A 17,503-nucleotide genomic window follows, 5' to 3' on the forward strand; every position below is an offset into this window, starting at 1 on the left:
GACGGAATCGCCTGCAGGTGACAGTGGCGTGACTGGCCATCATGGCGGATCGGTTATACTCCTAAGGTTTACCCGCAACCACCCCCCGCCTAGCGAAACCCCGACCGTTTCCTGTACCGGAATCGTATCTGTCACGTCTGTACGACGGCTGCTCACGCCTCGCAGCGGAGCAGCGCGATCCACGGCAGACGTCGTCAGGGCAGAGCTGGGCGCGCACTACAAACGGAGAAAGAACCCGTGCTGCCCGTACTGCCCAAAGCTCTTCTGGCCCTTGCAGACGGCACGGTCTTCGTAGGCACCTCGATCGGCGCAGCCGGTCAGACAGTTGGTGAAGTGGTGTTCAACACCTCGCTCACCGGCTACCAGGAAATCCTCACCGACCCGAGCTATGCCCGGCAGATCGTCACCCTGACGTATCCGCACATTGGCAACTATGGCGTCAACGACCAGGATATCGAGGCCCCGAAGATCCATGCCGCAGGTCTCATCATCAAGGACCTGCCGATCCTCACGTCCAACTTCCGCGCCAGCCGCACGCTGTCCCAGTACCTGCAGGCCGAAGGCACGGTGGGCATTGCCGACATCGACACCCGCAAGCTCACCCGCCTGCTGCGCACCAAGGGCGCCCAGAACGGCGTCATCATCGCCCTGAACCCCGGCGAAGCAGTCACCGACGCGCTGAAGGCCGAAGCGGTGGCCAAGGCCAAGGCTGCGCCCAGCATGGCCGGCCAGGATCTGGCCCAGGTTGTCAGCCGCACCGACGTCGGTGAGTGGACGGAAACCGAGTGGCGCCTCAGCCAGCCTGCCTTGGACGGCAAGCCCGGTTTTGGCAAGCTGACCGCGCCGACGTACCACGTCGTGGCCTATGACTTCGGCGTCAAGCGCAACATTCTGCGCATGCTGGCTGAGCGTGGTTGCAAGATCACCCTGGTGCCAGCGAAGACGTCTGCTGCCGAGGTGCTGAAGCACCAGCCCGATGGCATCTTCCTGTCCAACGGCCCCGGGGACCCCGAGCCGTGCGACTACGCCATCGCCGCGGCCAAGGAGCTGATCGAAACCGGCATCCCGACCTTCGGCATTTGCCTGGGTCACCAGATCATGGCCCTGGCGTCGGGCGCCAAGACCTACAAAATGCCCTTTGGCCACCACGGCGGCAACCACCCCGTCAAGGATCTGGACACCGGCCGCGTCAGCATCACCAGCCAGAACCACGGTTTTGCGGTGGACGAGAAGACGCTGCCTGCCAACCTGCGCGCCACGCACATCTCGCTGTTCGACGGCACGCTGCAAGGTCTGGCCCGTACCGACAAACCCGCTTTCTGCTTCCAGGGCCACCCCGAGGCCTCACCCGGACCGCATGACATCGCCTATCTGTTCGATCGTTTCACGGATCTCATGGCTGCGCGGCTGACGGAGAAGAACAATGCCTAAGCGCACAGACATCAAGAGCATCCTCATCATTGGCGCCGGCCCGATCATCATCGGCCAGGCCTGCGAATTCGACTACTCCGGTGCCCAGGCCTGCAAGGCCTTGCGCGAAGAGGGCTACAAGGTCATCCTGGTCAACAGCAACCCGGCGACCATCATGACGGACCCCAACACGGCGGACGTCACGTACATTGAGCCCATCACCTGGCAGGTGGTCGAGCGCATCATCGCCAAGGAGCGTCCCGACGCGATCCTGCCGACCATGGGCGGCCAGACCGCACTGAACTGCGCGCTCGACCTGCACCGCCACGGCGTGCTCGACAAGTACAAGGTCGAGATGATCGGTGCCAACGAGCACGCGATCGAGAAGGCCGAAGACCGCCAGAAGTTCAAGGAAGCCATGACCTCCATCGGTCTGGATTCGGCGAAGTCGGGCATCGCCCACTCGATGGAAGAGGCCTGGGCCGTGCAGAAGCGCATCACCGCCGAGATCGGTGGTTCGGGCTTCCCCATGGTGATCCGGCCCAGCTTCACGCTGGGTGGCACGGGCGGCGGCATCGCCTACAACCCCGAAGAGTTCGAAGAGATCTGCAAGCGCGGTCTGGATCTGTCGCCCACCAACGAACTGCTGATCGAAGAGTCGCTGATTGGTTGGAAGGAGTACGAGATGGAAGTGGTCCGCGACAAGGCGGACAACTGCATCATCGTGTGCTCGATCGAGAACCTCGACCCGATGGGCATCCACACCGGTGACTCCATCACCGTGGCCCCGGCTCAAACGCTCACCGACCGCGAGTACCAGCTGCTGCGCAACGCCTCGATCGCCATCCTGCGCGAAATCGGCGTGGAGACCGGCGGCTCGAACGTGCAGTTCTCGATCAATCCCGAGAACGGTCGCATGATCGTGATCGAGATGAACCCGCGTGTGTCGCGCTCGTCGGCGCTGGCCTCCAAGGCCACGGGCTTTCCGATCGCCAAGATCGCGGCCAAGCTGTCGGTCGGCTACACGCTCGATGAACTCAAGAACGACATCACCGGCGGCGCCACCCCGGCTTCGTTTGAGCCCTCGATCGACTACGTGGTCACCAAGATCCCGCGTTTTGCCTTCGAGAAGTTCCCCGCTGCCGATAGCCGCCTGACCACGCAGATGAAGTCCGTGGGCGAGGTGATGGCCATGGGCCGCACCTTCCAGGAGTCCTTCCAGAAGGCCTTGCGCGGCCTGGAAACCGGCATCGACGGCCTGACCGAGATCAGCAACGACCGCGAAGAGATCCTGCAGGAAATCGGCGAGCCGGGTCCCGAGCGCATCCGCTTCCTGGGTGACGCCTTCCGCATCGGCCTGAGCCTCGACGAGATCTTCGAAGAAACCAAGATCGACCCCTGGTTCCTCGCCCAGATCGAAGACATCGTGCGCACCGAAGCCGACGTCAAGGCCCGCAAGCTGGAATCCCTGAGTGCTGAGGAGCTGCGCTATCTGAAGAAGAAGGGCTTCTCCGACCGCCGCCTGGCCAAGCTGATGGGCACCGATCAGCACGCCGTGCGCAAGGCCCGTCACGCCCTGGGCGTGCGCCCGGTCTACAAGCGCGTGGACACCTGCGCGGCCGAGTTCGCCACGCAGACCGCCTACATGTACTCGTGCTACGAGAACGAAGGCGGTGAGTGCGAGGCCGAGCCCACCGACAAGAAGAAGATCATGGTGCTGGGCGGTGGCCCGAACCGCATCGGTCAGGGCATCGAGTTCGACTATTGCTGCGTCCACGCGGCGCTGGCCATGCGCGAAGACGGCTACGAGACCATCATGGTCAACTGCAACCCGGAGACCGTCTCGACCGACTACGACACCTCCGACCGCCTGTACTTCGAGCCCGTGACGCTGGAAGACGTGCTCGAGATCGTGGACAAGGAAAAGCCGGTTGGCGTGATCGTGCAGTACGGTGGCCAGACGCCGCTCAAGCTCGCGCTCGACCTCGAAGCCAACGGCGTGCCCATCATCGGCACCACGCCGGACAGCATCGACATCGCCGAAGACCGCGAGCGCTTCCAGGCCCTGCTGCACAAGCTGGGCCTGAAGCAGCCGCCCAACCGCACGGCCCGCAACGAAGAAGACGCCATCAAGCTGGCCAACGAGATCGGCTACCCGCTGGTGGTGCGTCCTTCCTACGTGCTGGGTGGTCGTGCCATGGAGATCGTCCACGGCGACAAGGACCTCGAGCGCTACATGCGCGAAGCCGTGCGCGTCTCCGAGAAGTCGCCCGTGCTGCTCGACCGCTTCCTGAACGACGCTGTCGAAGTCGACGTGGACTGCATCGCCGATGGCGAAGCCACGATGATCGGCGGCATCATGGAGCACATCGAACAAGCTGGCGTGCACTCCGGTGACTCGGCCTGTTCGCTGCCCCCGTACACCCTGAGCGTCGAACTGCAAGACGAGCTTCGTCGCCAGACCGCGCTGATGGCCAAGGCCCTGAACGTGGTCGGCCTGATGAACGTCCAGTTCGCCATCCAGGGCGACGTGACCAAGGGCCTGAATGACGCCACCGTCTACGTGCTGGAAGTGAACCCGCGTGCCTCGCGCACCGTGCCCTATGTGTCCAAGGCGACCGGCCAGCCCCTGGCCAAGATCGCCGCACGCTGTATGGCTGGCCAGAAGCTGTCTACGCAGAAGTCGCCCGACGGCAAGGCCCCGCGCGAAGTCGTTCCGCCTTACTTCACCGTCAAGGAAGCCGTCTTCCCGTTCAACAAGTTCCCGGGCGTCGATCCGGTGCTTGGCCCTGAAATGCGTTCGACTGGCGAGGTCATGGGCGTGGGCGAGACCTTTGGCGAAGCCATGCTGAAGTCGCAGCTGGGCGCCGGCTCGCGCCTGCCGACCAAGGGCACGGTGTGCATCTCGGTCAAGGACGGTGACAAGCAACGTGCCGTGGCCGTGGCCAAGGACCTGGTTGCCCTGGGTTTCAACGTTGTGGCCACCAAGGGCACCGCAGCCGCCATCGCGGCAGCCGGTGTGCCGGTCAAGCCGGTGAACAAGGTCAAGGATGGTCGCCCGCACATCGCCGACGCCATCAAGGCCGGTGAAATCCAGCTGGTGTTCACCACCGTGGACGAAACCCGCACGGCCATTGCTGACTCGCGCAGCATCCGCCAGGCGGCACTCGCCAACCGCGTCACCTACTACACCACCATGGCTGGCTGCGAGGCCGCCGTCGAGGCGCTCAAGCACCAGGACGACCTGGTGGTGTACTCGGTGCAGGAACTGCACGCCAAACTGCACTAAACTCCGCATCAACAAGCGGAGTGCCTCGGCCCTCCGCTGCTGCGAACATGAGGGCCGCGCCCGGCCACCGTCCGATCAGACGGCTTACCGGGTGCGGCTCTCGTCCATTCACGAGAACCTTTTCAAGCGAGACAAAGCCATGTCGACCATTCCTCTGACCAAGCGCGGCGCCGAGATGCTCAAGGAAGAACTGCATCGCCTCAAGCATGTCGAGCGTCCGGCCGTGGTCAACGCCATTGCCGAGGCGCGTGCGCAAGGCGATCTGTCCGAGAACGCCGAGTACGACGCGGCCAAGGACAAGCAAGGCTTCATAGAAGGCCGCATCATGGAGATTGAAGGCAAGCTGGCGGCGGCCCAGATCATCGATCCTTCCTCGCTCGACGCAGGCGGTCGCGTGGTCTTCGGTGCCACTGTCGACCTGGAAGACGAAGACAGCGGCGAGGCTGCGACTTACCAGATCGTTGGCGAAGACGAGGCCGACATCAAGAAGGGCCTGATCTCCATCAACTCACCCATCGCGCGCGCTCTGATTGGTAAGGAAGCCGGTGACGTCGCCTCGGTCCAGGCGCCCGGCGGGGTGCGCAATTACGAGGTCATGGCGGTTCGCTACGTCTGAGGCGGCGCCATGAGCCAACTGAAGCGGCTTCAAGCCTGGCTGGCCGGCTTGTGGGCGGGCAGCGTGCTCGCCGTCGGCGGCATTGCTGCCCCCAGCCTGTTTGCCGTACTGGAGCGGGCCCAGGCCGGTGCCGGGGCAGGGCGCATCTTCGCCATCGAAGCCAACGTGAGCCTGGCCTTGGCCATCCTGCTGTTCCTGCTGGAGCGCAGGCGCGTCCGGGACGCAGTCGAATCCGGTCAGTCGCAGTCAGCGATGTCGCTGAGCCTTTTGCTGGTGCTCGCCGCCTTGTTCCTGACCATTTTTGGGCAGCATGTGCTGCATCCAATGATCGAGGCAGCCAAAGCCGGCCAGGCCACAGCCCTGTCGTTCGGTGCCTTGCATGGCATCTCTGCAGCGCTTTACTGGGTCAAGGCGGCGGTGGTGCTGACCCTGGCCTGGCGTCTGACGGCGTGAGAGGCGGCGTCTCAGTCGCCTTTCTTCTTGCTTTCCATGCGCTTCTTGGCGCGCTTGATCAGGCCACCCGGGGTCACGCGCTGGTTACCCAACACCTTGACCTTCTTGATCTCCGGTCGCCCGCTGCCATTCTTCGAGAACTTGAGGATCTTGACTTCCCGAGGAGCGGCGCCGCCCTTGTCGCGCTCGCTAGCGGTAATCTTCTCGGGGATCGGGCGCCACAACACCAGCAGCTTGCCAATGTGCTGGATGGGAGCCGCATCCAGTTGGTCGCAAAGTTGGGTAAAGATGGCCTCGCGCTGTGCGCGGTCGTCTCCTAGCACGCGGACCTTGATCAGGCCATGGGCCTTCAGGGCGGCATCGGTTTCCTTGACGACGGCGGGCGTCAAACCGTCGCCGCCGATCATGACGACGGGATCCAGATGGTGCGCATCAGCGCGGTGGGCACGGCGCTCCGCCGTGGTCAGTTCAATTGCAGGCATCCCTCTATTATCGAGCCATGAAAGTCAAAACGAAAAGCAAAAAGGTCAACAAGGCCTGGTTGAACGACCATGTCACGGACCCGTACGTGCGGCTGGCACAGAAAGAAGGCTTTCGTTCGCGTGCGGCTTACAAGCTCAAGGAAATCGACGAGACACTCCAGCTGATCCGGCCAGGTCAGTTGGTGGTTGACCTGGGCGCAGCACCTGGCGCCTGGAGCCAGTATGTGCGGCGCAAGTTTGCGCCCAAGGAGGCCGGCGCGGGCGGCGCAGCCACCGGGGCGCTCAACGGCACCATCATTGCGCTCGACTTGCTGGAGTTCGAGCCGATCGAAGGCGTGCAGTTCATCCAGGGTGATTTTCGTGAGGCAGAGGTGCTCGCGCAACTCGAGGCGGCCGTCGGTGGGCGGCCCGTTGATGTGGTCATTTCCGACATGGCGCCCAATCTCAGCGGCATTGCGTCACACGATGCGGCTCGGATCGCCGATCTGGTCGAGTTGGCCATCGACTTTTCGCAGCAGCATCTGAGGAAGGACGGAGCCCTGGTCTGCAAGGTGTTCCATGGCAGTGGCTACAGCCAGTTGGTCGAGTTGTTTCGGGCCCATTTCAGGGTGAGCAAGGCGATCAAGCCCAAGGCTTCGCGCGACCGATCGTCTGAGACGTTTCTGGTGGGCATCGGCCTCAAAACCGCGACAGCAGGAACCGCGTCAGGATGACGTCGAGAAATCCGGTGCTTCAAAGGGGATTGGGCGACGCCACGCGGGGCTTGACTGCACTAGAATGATCCCCACATACCGCGAAAACCAGGTCGTTTGGTGCCGGGTTTTTCGAATCTGCATGCGGTGTGGGGATGCATCCAGCATCAGCCGCAAGCAGGTGAGTTTGGGTTGAAGGAGACGCGGTGAACAATCAATGGTTCTCGAAGATTGCCGTCTGGTTGGTGGTGGCACTGGTGTTGTTCACCGTGTTCAAGCAGTTCGACCGGGCGCATGTGGGCACGGGCCAGATGGCCTATTCGGACTTCCTGGAGGAAGTCCGTGCGAAACGCATCAAGAGCGTGACGCTCCAGGAAAGCCCCAGCGGAACCGAAATCGTTGCCATTACGACGGATGACCGCCGCGTGCGCAGCAACGCCACCTACCTCGATCGTGGCTTGGTGGGCGACCTGATCAACAACGGCGTGAAGTTTGACGTCAAGCCGCGTGAAGAGCCGTCGCTGCTGATGAGCCTGCTGGTGTCATGGGGACCGATGCTGCTGCTGATCGGCGTGTGGATTTACTTCATGCGTCAGATGCAGGGTGGCGGCAAGGGCGGGGCGTTCAGCTTTGGCAAGAGCCGCGCGCGCATGCTCGATGAAAACAACAACTCCATCACTTTCGCCGACGTGGCGGGTTGCGATGAAGCCAAGGAAGAGGTCAAGGAACTCGTCGACTTTCTGCGCGACCCTCAGAAGTTTCAGAAGCTAGGTGGCCGCATTCCGCGTGGCGTGTTGATGGTCGGCCCCCCGGGTACCGGCAAGACGCTGCTGGCCAAGTCGATTGCCGGCGAGGCCAAGGTGCCTTTCTTCACGATCTCGGGTTCCGATTTCGTCGAGATGTTCGTTGGCGTGGGCGCAGCGCGTGTGCGCGACATGTTCGAGCAGGCCAAGAAGAACGCCCCGTGCATCATCTTCATCGATGAAATTGACGCGGTCGGCCGCCATCGCGGCGCTGGCTTGGGTGGCGGCAACGACGAGCGCGAGCAGACGCTCAACCAGATGCTGGTCGAGATGGATGGTTTCGAAACCAATCTGGGCGTCATCGTGATTGCCGCGACCAACCGCCCCGACATCCTGGATCCCGCCCTGCTGCGTCCTGGCCGTTTCGACCGTCAGGTCTACGTGACGCTGCCCGACGTGCGTGGCCGTGAGCAGATCCTGAACGTTCACATCCGCAAGGTGCCTGTGGGTCAGGACGTGCGTGCCGACATTCTGGCCCGTGGTACGCCTGGCTTCTCTGGTGCGGATCTGGCCAATCTGGTCAACGAAGCGGCGCTGTTCGCCGCTCGTCGCAACGCCCGCGTGGTCGAGATGGTGGACTTCGAGAAGGCCAAGGACAAGATCATGATGGGCCCCGAGCGCAAGTCCATGGTCATGCCTGAGGAAGAGCGCAAGAACACCGCCTATCACGAGGCCGGTCACGCCCTGGTTGCCCGTCTGCTGCCCAAGACCGATCCGGTCCACAAGGTCACCATCATCCCGCGTGGCCGGGCGTTGGGTGTGACCATGCAGTTGCCGGAAGGTGATCGCTACAGCATGGACAAGGAGCGCATGCTCAACACCATCTCGGTCCTGTTCGGTGGCCGCATCGCCGAAGAGGTGTTCATGAACCAAATGACCACCGGGGCGTCGAACGACTTCGAGCGGGCCACGGCCATCGCCCGTGACATGGTCACACGCTATGGCATGACCGAAGAGCTCGGCCCGATGGTTTATGCGGACAACGAAGGCGAAGTCTTCCTGGGTCGGTCGATCACCAAGACCACCAACATGTCCGAAGAGACCATGCAGAAGGTGGACAAGCAGATCCGCAAGATCATCGACGACCAGTACGCCACTGCGCGCAAGCTCATCGAGGACAACCAGGACAAGATGCACGCGATGGCCAAGGCGCTGCTGGAGTGGGAAACCATTGACGCCGAGCAGATCGAAGACATCATGTCCGGCCGTGATCCGCGTCCTCCCAAGGATTGGACGCCGCCTAGCAACCGCCCCAGCGGTGGTGGTGGCAACCAGCCTTCGGTGAGCACCGATGGGGCTCCGGCTGCTGTCTGAGTCAGCTACGCCAATCGCGAAACGGGGCCCAGGCCCCGTTTCTTTTTGGGACCTCCACGATATGACCTTGCAAGCCTTGCCAGCCGGCGCCACGCGCGTCTGGCAGACGACCGGCCACGCCATCGACCTGCAGCAGGTGCGGGTCATGGGCATCGTCAACGTCACGCCCGACTCCTTCTCAGACGGCGGGCAGCATGCCCAGGCGGCCGCTGCCGTGGCGCATTGCGAAGCCCTGCTCAAGGAGGGGGCTCACATTCTGGACATCGGGGGTGAGTCCACCCGTCCTGGTGCGCCAAGCGTGTCGGCAGACGAGGAATGGGCCCGCGTGGCACCGGTTCTCTCGGCGGCGCTCTCGATGGGGGTGCCGGTATCGATCGACACCTGGAAGCCCGAAGTCATGCAACGGGCCCTGGACGTTGGCGTGGACATCGTCAACGACGTGCGGGCGTTGCAGGCGCCTGGTGCGTTGGCTACTGTGGCGACCCACGGGCGCTGCGGGGTGTGCCTCATGCACATGCAGGGGATGCCGGCGACGATGCAGGTGGCGCCGAACTACGCTGACGTGGTCGATGAGGTGGCGAACTTCCTGCGCGGGCGCCGCGACGTGGTGGAAGCCGCCGGCGTCGCCCGCGATCGCATCGTGCTGGACCCGGGCATCGGCTTTGGCAAGACGGTAGACCACAACCTGGCTCTGCTGCAGCAGCAGGCCAGGCTGCACGAACTGGATTGCCCGCTTCTGGTGGGTTGGTCACGGAAATCCACCTTGGGCGCCATCACCGGGCGCCCGGTTAGTGAGCGCCTCGTGCCCAGTGTGGCCGCCGCATTGGCCAGCGTGCACCGTGGCGCGCGCATCGTCCGCGTGCACGACGTGGCCGCCACAGTGGATGCGCTGGCCGTGTGGCGTGCCGCCGGGCTGGTCTGACACTTTCGGGGCTTTTTGGCCCGACAATCGCGCCCACGGAGACCGAAACCACATGAGCAGACAGTACTTTGGCACCGATGGCATCCGCGGCACGGTCGGATGCAACCCCATTACCCCCGACTTCGTGTTGCGTCTGGGCCATGCCGTGGGGCAGGTGTTGCGGCAGAGCGAGCCCCGTCCAACGGTGCTGATTGGCAAGGACACGCGTGTGTCGGGCTACATGCTCGAGTCGGCCCTGGAAGCGGGTTTTGCCTCTGCGGGCGCGGATGTGGTGCTCACGGGACCGTTGCCCACCCCGGGTGTGGCCTACATGACGCGCGCGCTGCGTCTCAGCCTTGGCGTGGTGATCAGTGCTTCACACAACCCCTACCAGGACAACGGCATCAAGTTCTTCTCGGCGGACGGTGAGAAGCTGCCCGACACGTGGGAGCTGGCGGTGGAGTCCGCGCTGACTGCATCCCCGAAATGGGTGGATTCCCATAGCCTGGGCAAGGCGCGTCGACTGGAAGATGCCCGCGGCCGCTACATCGAGTTTTGCAAGAGCACGTTTGCGCCGCACCTCTCGCTCAAAGGGCTCAAACTGGTGGTGGACGCCGCCCATGGCGCCGGGTACCAGGTTGCCCCTCATGTCTTCCACGAACTTGGCGCCGAGGTGGTGCCGGTGGGTTGTGCTCCGGATGGTTTCAACATCAACGAGGGGGTCGGGGCGACCCACCCCGAGGCGTTGCAGGCCGCGGTGCGGGTCCACGGTGCCGACTATGGCATTGCGTTGGATGGCGATGCCGACCGTCTGCAGATGGTCGATGCCAGTGGCCGACTGTTCAACGGAGACGAACTCTTGTATGTGATGGCGGCTGATCGGCTGGCACAAGGCGAAGCCGTGCCGGGGGTGGTCGGTACGCTGATGACCAATATGGCGGTGGAGCTGGCGCTTCACCAGCAGGGCGTAGGCTTTGTGCGCGCGAAGGTGGGCGATCGCTACGTGCTGGAGGAGCTCAATCGGCTCGGCTGGGTGCTGGGCGGTGAGGGTTCCGGCCACTTGCTGGCGCTGGATCGCCACACCACGGGTGATGGCATCGTCAGCGCGCTGCAGGTCCTGCAGGCCGTGGTGCGTGCGCGACGCAGCTTGGCCGATTGGCTGGAGGGTGTGTCGCTGTTTCCACAGAAGCTGATCAATGTACGCCTGCCGCAGGGCTTTGATTGGCAGGCGCACGCACCGCTGGCTGCTGCCCGTGAAGCGGTGGAAACCGAGTTGAGCGGGCGGGGCCGCGTCCTGATCCGCGCCTCGGGCACCGAGCCCGTGCTGCGCGTCATGGTGGAAGCACAACGGGCGCAGGATGCTGAATCCTGCGCCCGTCGCCTGGCTGACAGCCTCCCCGCTGCCGCCTGATGCTGCCGCCGGCACGCGCCGCGGCAGCTCCCCCTTACTTCTTGGCAGGCGGCACCATCACGGTGTCGATCACGTGAATGATGCCGTTGCCGGTGGTGATGTCGGCACGTTGCACCATGCCATCTTCCACAGTGATGAAATCGCCCGCTTTGGAGATGCCGATCTTGGTGCCGGCCGCGGTGGTCACCGTCACGTTCTCCTTGATGCTGTCCTTGCTGTGGAGGCCCGGCACCACATGGTGCTGCAGCACGGTCTTGAGCTGCTGGGGGTCTTTGGACAGCGTGTCCAGTGTCGCAGCCGGCAGGGCCTTGAAGGCTTCGTCGTTCGGCGCAAACACCGTGACAGGGCCTTGAGCCTGCAGCGTCTCAGTCAGGCCGGCCTGCTGCACCAGCTTGTAGAACGTGCTCAGGTCGGCCTGCTGGCTGGCTGCAGCCACCACATTGGCGGGCGGCGTGGCCGGCGTGGTGGATGCGCAGCCGGTCAGGGCGATCAGCGCAGCGGCCATGGCGGCAGTCAGGGTATGTTGCGGGATACGGCGAAAGGTCATGGGTTCTCCTGTAAAAGCTCCCGGACAGAATGGAGCATGGCGAGAAGATAAAAATGTCATGTGACAAATGGGTGACGGTCAGATGACAATTCACTGTTGGGCGCACACGCAGTCGCCCGGCTCGAGTGCACCAGAGAGGTGCGCGCTTCCATGACACACGCATTGTTTTCTGTCATATTCGCGTCACAAACGCTTCTTACAGTCCGGCCTGTTCCCAATTGGTCTGTCTGAAGACGAGAAAGGCGTTCACATGATCCTCAAGATGATCCGCACTGCCGCTGCTGCTGCCACTTTCGCAGCCCTGACTGGTGCCGTGATGGCTCAGAGCGTGACCGGGGCTGGTGCCACGTTCCCGGCTCCCCTGTATTCCAAGTGGGCTGCTGGCTACAACGCTGAAACGGGCGTGCGCATCAACTACCAGTCGGTGGGTTCCGGTGCCGGCCTGCGCCAGATCCGTGGCAAGACCGTCGACTTCGGGGCTTCCGACATGCCGCTGAAGGACGACGAACTGGCCAAGGATGGCCTGATGCAGTTCCCGACGGTGATCGGCGGCGTGGTGCCCGTGGTCAACATCAGGGGCGTTCAGCCGGGTCAGCTGCGCCTGACGGGTGAAGTTCTGGGCAACATCTACCTCGGCAAGATCACTCGCTGGAATGACCCCGCCATCACGGCGCTGAACCCGGGCGTTGCGCTGCCGGATGCAGCCATCGCGCCGGTCCGCCGCGCCGACGGCTCTGGCACCACCTTCATCTTCACCAACTACCTGTCCAAGGTGAACGCGGAGTGGAAGTCCAGGGTGGGCGAAGGCACCGCCGTGAACTGGCCGGCCGGTGCCGGCGGTAAGGGCAACGAGGGCGTTTCCGCTTTCGTGATGCGTCTGCCGAACTCGATCGGCTACGTTGAATACGCCTACGCCAAGCAAAACCGCATGTCGCACGTGCAGATGCGCAACGCGGCTGGCGCGTTCGTTCAGCCCAGCGATGACTCCTTCAAGGCCGCAGCGTCGGGCGCCGACTGGAACAAGTCGTTCTATCAGATCCTGACGAATCAGCCGGATCGTGGTGCATGGCCCATCACCGGTGCAACGTTCATCATGATGCACCTCAAGCAGGACAAGCCGCAGCAGGCCATCGAGTCGCTGAAGTTCTTCGACTGGGCTTTCAACAAGGGCGACAAGGCTGCTGAGGAGCTGGTTTATGTGCCGCTGCCCCCCAGCGTGAAGGATCTGGTCCGCAAGGAGTGGACCAAGATCACCGACGCCTCGGGTAAGGCCATCTCCATCAAGTGATCCACGTGGATCGCTGATCAGACCGGGCACTTGGACGCCGAGTGCCCGGTTTCTTGTTGTAGCGCCTCAAGCAGTCACAGCTTCATGCAAACCGCTCGCCACGATGACGGAGGTCTTGAATGACCGCGATTCTTCCCGCCGGCATGGATGATGCCGGCTCTCGTCCAGACGATCTTCGCCGTCCCATGACCAATCCCCCAGAACGCCGCGTCTCCGCCCCATGGGCGGATGCTCTGTTTGCCTTGCTGGCCCGAGGCGCCGCCATCCTGACCCTGTTGCTGCTGTTTGCGATCATTGCGTCGCTGGTCGTCGGCGCGTGGCCCTCCATCCAGGAGTACGGCATCAGCTTCCTGTGGCGCAGTGAATGGGATCCCGTGCAGGACCAGTACGGTGGCCTTGTGATGATCTACGGCACGCTGATGACGTCGTTCATCGCTCTGTTGATCGCCGTGCCAGTGAGTTTCGGCATTGCCCTGTTTCTGACTGAGTTGTCGCCTTCGTGGCTCAAGCGCCCCCTGGGCATTGCCATCGAGTTGCTGGCGGCGGTTCCGTCGATCGTGTACGGCATGTGGGGCCTGCTCGTGTTTGGCCCCATCCTGTCAACCTATGTGCAGCAGCCGCTGCAGGCAGCCACCGAAGGCATTCCGTATCTGTCCGCGCTGTTTTCCGGCCCTCCGGTGGGCATCGGTATCCTGTCGGCCGGCATCATCCTGGCGATCATGATCATCCCGTTCATCGCTTCCGTGATGCGGGACGTGTTCGAAGTCACGCCCCCGCTGCTGAAGGAGTCGGCCTACGGCCTGGGTTCGACCACCTGGGAGGTGGTCTGGAAGGTCGTGCTGCCCTACACCAAGACGGGTGTGGTCGGCGGCATCATGCTGGGTTTGGGGCGTGCGCTGGGTGAAACCATGGCCGTCACGTTCGTGATCGGCAACATGAACCAGCTTGACAGCCTGTCGCTGTTCGAGGCGGCCAACAGCATCACCTCGGCGCTGGCCAACGAGTTTGCCGAAGCGAACGTGGGCCTGCACCAGGCCTCGCTGATCTACCTCGGCCTCGTGCTGTTCTTCATCACCTTTGTCGTGCTGGCGTTCTCCAAGATCCTGCTGGCGCGCCTCAAGAAGTCGGAAGGAGCGCGTTCATGAGCGCCGAACTGCAACTGCAGCGTGCGCGGATGCACGCGTCGCGCAAGCGCGTCAACATCATCGCGCTGACCCTGTCGCTGGCGGCCATGGCTTTCGGTCTGGTCTGGCTGGTTTGGATTTTGTTCGAGACGGTCCGGCTCGGCATCGATGGCCTGACGATGGCCACCTTTACCCAAATGACGCCTGCGCCGATGGAGGAGGGCGGTCTGGCCAACGCCATCATGGGTTCGCTCATCATGGTGGGGCTGGCCACGGCCATCGGCACGCCCGTTGGCATGCTGGCTGGCATCTACCTGGCGGAGTATGGTCAGCAAGGGTGGCTGGGCAGCCTGACGCGCTTCATCAACGACATCCTGTTGTCGGCCCCTTCGATCGTGATTGGTCTGTTCATTTATTCGGTGGTGGTGGCCCGCACGCTCACCTTCTCCGGCTGGGCCGGCGTGCTGGCCCTGGCCCTCATCGTGGTGCCGGTGGTGATCCGCACGACCGAGAACATGCTGATGCTGATCCCCAATGCGCTGCGTGAAGCCGCTTATGCGCTGGGCACGCCGAAGTGGAAGGTCATCCTGACCATCACGCTGAAGTCCGCCCGGGCTGGTGTGATCACGGGCATCCTGCTTGCTCTGGCGCGCATCGCCGGCGAAACGGCGCCGTTGCTGTTCACCGCGCTGTCCAACCAATTCTGGAACACCGACCTGGGCTCGCCGATGGCCAGCCTGCCGGTGACCATCTTCAAGTTTGCGATGAGCCCGTTCGAGAACTGGCAGAAACTGGCCTGGGCCGGTGTCTTCCTGATCACGCTGGGTGTGCTGACGCTCAACATCATCGCTCGTACCCTGTTCCGCCAGCGCTGATGGCGCGGCACGCACCTTACTGACGGAGATCCAAAATCATGGATGCCAAGGTTCAAAACGCCACCCCTGCAAAGGCCAAGCTGTCTGTTCGTGACCTGAACTTCTACTACGGCAAGTTCCACGCGCTCAAGAACGTCAACATGGAGCTGCCCGAGAACAAGGTCACGGCCTTTATCGGGCCGTCTGGCTGCGGTAAGTCCACACTGTTGCGCACTTTCAACCGCATGTTCGAGCTGTATCCTGAACAGCGTGCCGAAGGCCAGATCCTGCTGGATGGCCAGGACATCCTGACATCGCGGGAGGATGTGTCGCTGATCCGCGCCCGCGTGGGCATGGTCTTTCAGAAACCGACGCCCTTCCCGATGTCCATCTACGAGAACATCGCCTTTGGCGTGCGCCTGTTCGAGAAGCTGTCTCGTTCGGAGATGGACGAGCGCGTGGAGTGGGCGCTGAAGAAGGCTGCGCTGTGGAACGAAGTCAAGGACAAGCTCAACCAGAGCGGCTCTGGCCTGTCCGGGGGGCAGCAGCAGCGTCTGTGTATTGCCCGGGGCATCGCGATCAAGCCCGAGGTGTTGCTGCTCGACGAACCCTGTTCGGCCCTGGACCCGATTTCCACCGGCAAGATCGAAGAGCTCATCCACGAGCTCAAGAACGACTACACCGTGTTGATCGTGACGCACAACATGCAGCAGGCTGCCCGTTGTTCCGATTTCACGGCCTACATGTACCTGGGCGAGTTGATCGAGTTCGGTGCCACTACCGATATCTTCATGAAGCCCAAGCGCACCGAGACCGAAGACTACATCACCGGCCGTTTCGGTTGATGAGCTGGCCAACCCATACCAACACAGAAGACGGAGCAGCCCATGTCCGACAAGCACCTCTCCAGCCAGTTTGATGCCGAGCTCAGCGGCGTGTCCACACGCGTGCTGGAAATGGGCGGTCTGGTCGAGTCCCAGATCGCGCAGGCCATTTATTCACTGACGCATTTCAGCGGCGATGTGGCCACCCAGGTTCTGCAGACGGAAGCCCGCGTGAACCTGCTGGAGATGGAGATCGACGCCGATCTGTCGACCATCATCGCGCGCCGTCAGCCGACGGCACGTGATCTGCGACTGCTGATCGCCATCTCCAAGACGATCGGCAACCTCGAACGGGTGGGCGACGAGGCCGCGCGCATCGCGCGGACGGTGCAGCGCCTGATCAACACCGGCGTGTCAACGCGGCTGCGCCTGCCGGTGAGCGATGTCTCGTTCGAGGCTTCCCTGGCCACCGCCTCACTGCGTCGCTCGCTGGATGCATTTGCGCGCCTGGACACCCAGGCTGCACTCGAAGTGATCAAGGGCGACAACGAGATCGACGCCGAGTTTGACGGCCTGATGCGCAAGCTCATTACCTACATGATGGAAGACCCTCGCACCATTTCGGCCTCCATCGATCTGGTGTTCGTGGCCAAGGCGATCGAGCGCGTGGGTGACCACGCCAAGAACCTTGCCGAGCAGGTGATCTACATCGTCAAGGGCGCCGACGTTCGGCACAACACCCCCGAAGACGTCGAGTCCATCATCAAGTAAGCCCGTCGGGAGCCAAGCATGAGCCGAGTGCTCGTTGTCGAAGACGAGATGGCGATCGCCGAGCTGATCGCCCTGAACCTGCGTCACGCAGGCTTTGACGTGACCGTGTGCCATGACGCCGAGCGCGCCCAGACCGAGGTGGACCGTGTGCTGCCCGATCTGGTGCTGCTGGACTGGATGCTCCCTGGGCAATCCGGTCTGGCCATGGCCAAGCGTTGGCGCTCGCTGCAGCGCACGCGCGATCTGCCCATCATCATGTTGACGGCTCGTGCAGAAGAAGTGGACAAGGTGGCCGGGCTCGATGCCGGCGCCGACGATTACCTGACCAAGCCCTTTTCGACACACGAACTGATGGCCCGGGTACGCGCCGTGTTGCGCCGCAAGGCACCTCAGGCGCTGGATTCGGCTGTCGAGGTGGCTGGCTTGCGCCTGGACCCGGGTACACGCCGCGTCACGCGGGGTGAGCAGGAGGTCAAGATCGGGCCCACCGAGTTCAAGCTCCTGCATTTCTTCATGACCCATCCGGAGCGGGTGCACAGTCGCGCCCAGTTGCTCGATCGCGTCTGGGGTGACCACGTGTTCATCGAGGAACGCACGGTGGATGTACACGTCAAGCGCTTGCGCGAGGCGCTGCAGCCCGTGCAGCGGGCGCAGCTTATTGAAACAGTGCGGGGGGCTGGCTATCGGCTCACGCAGAACGTCAGCGACGCTGTAGCCTGACCGC

16 protein-coding genes are annotated in these 17,503 nt (G+C 63.1%); 14 read left to right on the plus strand and 2 right to left on the minus strand.

What is annotated here, in order from left to right:
- Positions 1-237 precede the first annotated feature (237 nt).
- From carA to GTZ97_RS05005, 4 genes are all read left to right on the plus strand, one after another.
- Complete coding sequence (gene carA, locus GTZ97_RS04990; protein ID WP_161649458.1) at positions 238-1,431, plus strand: glutamine-hydrolyzing carbamoyl-phosphate synthase small subunit; 1,194 nt, start codon at positions 238-240, stop codon at positions 1,429-1,431.
- A complete protein-coding gene (gene carB, locus GTZ97_RS04995) occupies positions 1,424-4,699 on the plus strand; it encodes a carbamoyl-phosphate synthase large subunit (RefSeq protein WP_161649460.1) in 3,276 nt (1,091 codons plus the stop codon). Before carA ends, carB begins: the two co-directional genes overlap by 8 nt.
- Before the next feature lie 139 nt (positions 4,700-4,838).
- Positions 4,839-5,315, plus strand: a complete 477-nt coding sequence (gene greA, locus GTZ97_RS05000; protein ID WP_161649462.1) for a transcription elongation factor GreA — start codon at positions 4,839-4,841, stop codon at positions 5,313-5,315.
- 9 nt (positions 5,316-5,324) lie between these two features.
- Positions 5,325-5,768, plus strand: coding sequence for a DUF4149 domain-containing protein (locus tag GTZ97_RS05005; RefSeq protein ID WP_161649464.1), 444 nt, complete (start codon positions 5,325-5,327; stop codon positions 5,766-5,768).
- Between the two features lie 11 nt (positions 5,769-5,779).
- Here the strand turns inward: GTZ97_RS05005 and GTZ97_RS05010 are convergent, their stop codons facing one another.
- Positions 5,780-6,250, minus strand: coding sequence for a YhbY family RNA-binding protein (locus GTZ97_RS05010; protein WP_161649466.1), 471 nt, complete (start codon positions 6,248-6,250; stop codon positions 5,780-5,782).
- Positions 6,251-6,267: 17 nt separating this feature from the next.
- On the opposite strand from GTZ97_RS05010, the gene GTZ97_RS05015 reads away from it, so the two are divergent.
- The 4 genes from GTZ97_RS05015 to glmM all read left to right on the plus strand — a co-directional run bounded on the left by GTZ97_RS05015 (position 6,268) and on the right by glmM (position 11,371).
- Positions 6,268-6,963 (plus strand): RlmE family RNA methyltransferase, encoded by a 696-nt coding sequence (locus GTZ97_RS05015; RefSeq protein WP_161649468.1) that lies wholly within the window; start codon positions 6,268-6,270, stop codon positions 6,961-6,963.
- A 185-nt stretch (positions 6,964-7,148) separates the two neighbouring features.
- Positions 7,149-9,059 (plus strand): ATP-dependent zinc metalloprotease FtsH, encoded by a 1,911-nt coding sequence (gene ftsH, locus GTZ97_RS05020; protein WP_161649470.1) that lies wholly within the window; start codon positions 7,149-7,151, stop codon positions 9,057-9,059.
- Between the two features lie 61 nt (positions 9,060-9,120).
- Complete coding sequence (folP, locus tag GTZ97_RS05025; protein ID WP_161649472.1) at positions 9,121-9,981, plus strand: dihydropteroate synthase; 861 nt, start codon at positions 9,121-9,123, stop codon at positions 9,979-9,981.
- A 52-nt stretch (positions 9,982-10,033) separates the two neighbouring features.
- A complete protein-coding gene (gene glmM / locus GTZ97_RS05030; protein ID WP_161649474.1) occupies positions 10,034-11,371 on the plus strand; it encodes a phosphoglucosamine mutase in 1,338 nt (445 codons plus the stop codon).
- A gap of 34 nt (positions 11,372-11,405) precedes the next feature.
- Here glmM and GTZ97_RS05035 read toward each other — a convergent pair whose 3' ends face one another.
- Positions 11,406-11,918 carry a fasciclin domain-containing protein gene (locus GTZ97_RS05035; protein ID WP_161649476.1) on the minus strand — a complete coding sequence of 171 codons (513 nt, stop codon included), beginning with the start codon at positions 11,916-11,918 and terminating at the stop codon, positions 11,406-11,408.
- Positions 11,919-12,168: 250 nt separating this feature from the next.
- On the opposite strand from GTZ97_RS05035, the gene pstS reads away from it, so the two are divergent.
- From pstS to phoB, 6 genes are all read left to right on the plus strand, one after another.
- On the plus strand, positions 12,169-13,206 hold the full coding sequence (gene pstS, locus GTZ97_RS05040; protein WP_161649478.1) for a phosphate ABC transporter substrate-binding protein PstS: 1,038 nt from the start codon (positions 12,169-12,171) through the stop codon (positions 13,204-13,206).
- A 185-nt stretch (positions 13,207-13,391) separates the two neighbouring features.
- The gene (gene pstC, locus GTZ97_RS05045; RefSeq protein WP_236651041.1) at positions 13,392-14,351 is read left to right on the plus strand and encodes a phosphate ABC transporter permease PstC; all 960 of its coding nucleotides are present in this window, start codon (positions 13,392-13,394) and stop codon (positions 14,349-14,351) included.
- Positions 14,348-15,205, plus strand: a complete 858-nt coding sequence (gene pstA, locus GTZ97_RS05050) for a phosphate ABC transporter permease PstA (protein ID WP_161649480.1) — start codon at positions 14,348-14,350, stop codon at positions 15,203-15,205. Before pstC ends, pstA begins: the two co-directional genes overlap by 4 nt.
- A gap of 38 nt (positions 15,206-15,243) precedes the next feature.
- Positions 15,244-16,029, plus strand: a complete 786-nt coding sequence (pstB, locus tag GTZ97_RS05055) for a phosphate ABC transporter ATP-binding protein PstB (RefSeq protein ID WP_161649482.1) — start codon at positions 15,244-15,246, stop codon at positions 16,027-16,029.
- 42 nt (positions 16,030-16,071) lie between these two features.
- Positions 16,072-16,779 carry a phosphate signaling complex protein PhoU gene (phoU, locus tag GTZ97_RS05060; protein ID WP_161649484.1) on the plus strand — a complete coding sequence of 236 codons (708 nt, stop codon included), beginning with the start codon at positions 16,072-16,074 and terminating at the stop codon, positions 16,777-16,779.
- An 18-nt stretch (positions 16,780-16,797) separates the two neighbouring features.
- Positions 16,798-17,499 carry a phosphate regulon transcriptional regulator PhoB gene (gene phoB, locus GTZ97_RS05065; RefSeq protein WP_161649485.1) on the plus strand — a complete coding sequence of 234 codons (702 nt, stop codon included), beginning with the start codon at positions 16,798-16,800 and terminating at the stop codon, positions 17,497-17,499.
- Positions 17,500-17,503: the final 4 nt, after the last annotated feature.

This window comes from Aquabacterium fontiphilum (genome assembly GCF_009909205.1).
Classification (GTDB): domain Bacteria; phylum Pseudomonadota; class Gammaproteobacteria; order Burkholderiales; family Burkholderiaceae_C; genus Aquabacterium; species Aquabacterium fontiphilum.

Coding starts and splice junctions, on each gene's coding strand:
- pstB (WP_161649482.1), top strand. CDS start 15,244: ATGGATGCCAAGGTTCAAAACGCCACCCCTGCAAAGGCCAAGCTGTCT.
- phoU (WP_161649484.1), top strand. CDS start 16,072: ATGTCCGACAAGCACCTCTCCAGCCAGTTTGATGCCGAGCTCAGCGGC.
- GTZ97_RS05010 (WP_161649466.1), bottom strand. CDS start 6,250: ATGCCTGCAATTGAACTGACCACGGCGGAGCGCCGTGCCCACCGCGCT.
- pstA (WP_161649480.1), top strand. CDS start 14,348: ATGAGCGCCGAACTGCAACTGCAGCGTGCGCGGATGCACGCGTCGCGC.
- pstS (WP_161649478.1), top strand. CDS start 12,169: ATGATCCTCAAGATGATCCGCACTGCCGCTGCTGCTGCCACTTTCGCA.
- GTZ97_RS05035 (WP_161649476.1), bottom strand. CDS start 11,918: ATGACCTTTCGCCGTATCCCGCAACATACCCTGACTGCCGCCATGGCC.
- folP (WP_161649472.1), top strand. CDS start 9,121: ATGACCTTGCAAGCCTTGCCAGCCGGCGCCACGCGCGTCTGGCAGACG.
- phoB (WP_161649485.1), top strand. CDS start 16,798: ATGAGCCGAGTGCTCGTTGTCGAAGACGAGATGGCGATCGCCGAGCTG.
- pstC (WP_236651041.1), top strand. CDS start 13,392: ATGACCAATCCCCCAGAACGCCGCGTCTCCGCCCCATGGGCGGATGCT.
- carB (WP_161649460.1), top strand. CDS start 1,424: ATGCCTAAGCGCACAGACATCAAGAGCATCCTCATCATTGGCGCCGGC.
- greA (WP_161649462.1), top strand. CDS start 4,839: ATGTCGACCATTCCTCTGACCAAGCGCGGCGCCGAGATGCTCAAGGAA.
- GTZ97_RS05005 (WP_161649464.1), top strand. CDS start 5,325: ATGAGCCAACTGAAGCGGCTTCAAGCCTGGCTGGCCGGCTTGTGGGCG.
- GTZ97_RS05015 (WP_161649468.1), top strand. CDS start 6,268: ATGAAAGTCAAAACGAAAAGCAAAAAGGTCAACAAGGCCTGGTTGAAC.
- glmM (WP_161649474.1), top strand. CDS start 10,034: ATGAGCAGACAGTACTTTGGCACCGATGGCATCCGCGGCACGGTCGGA.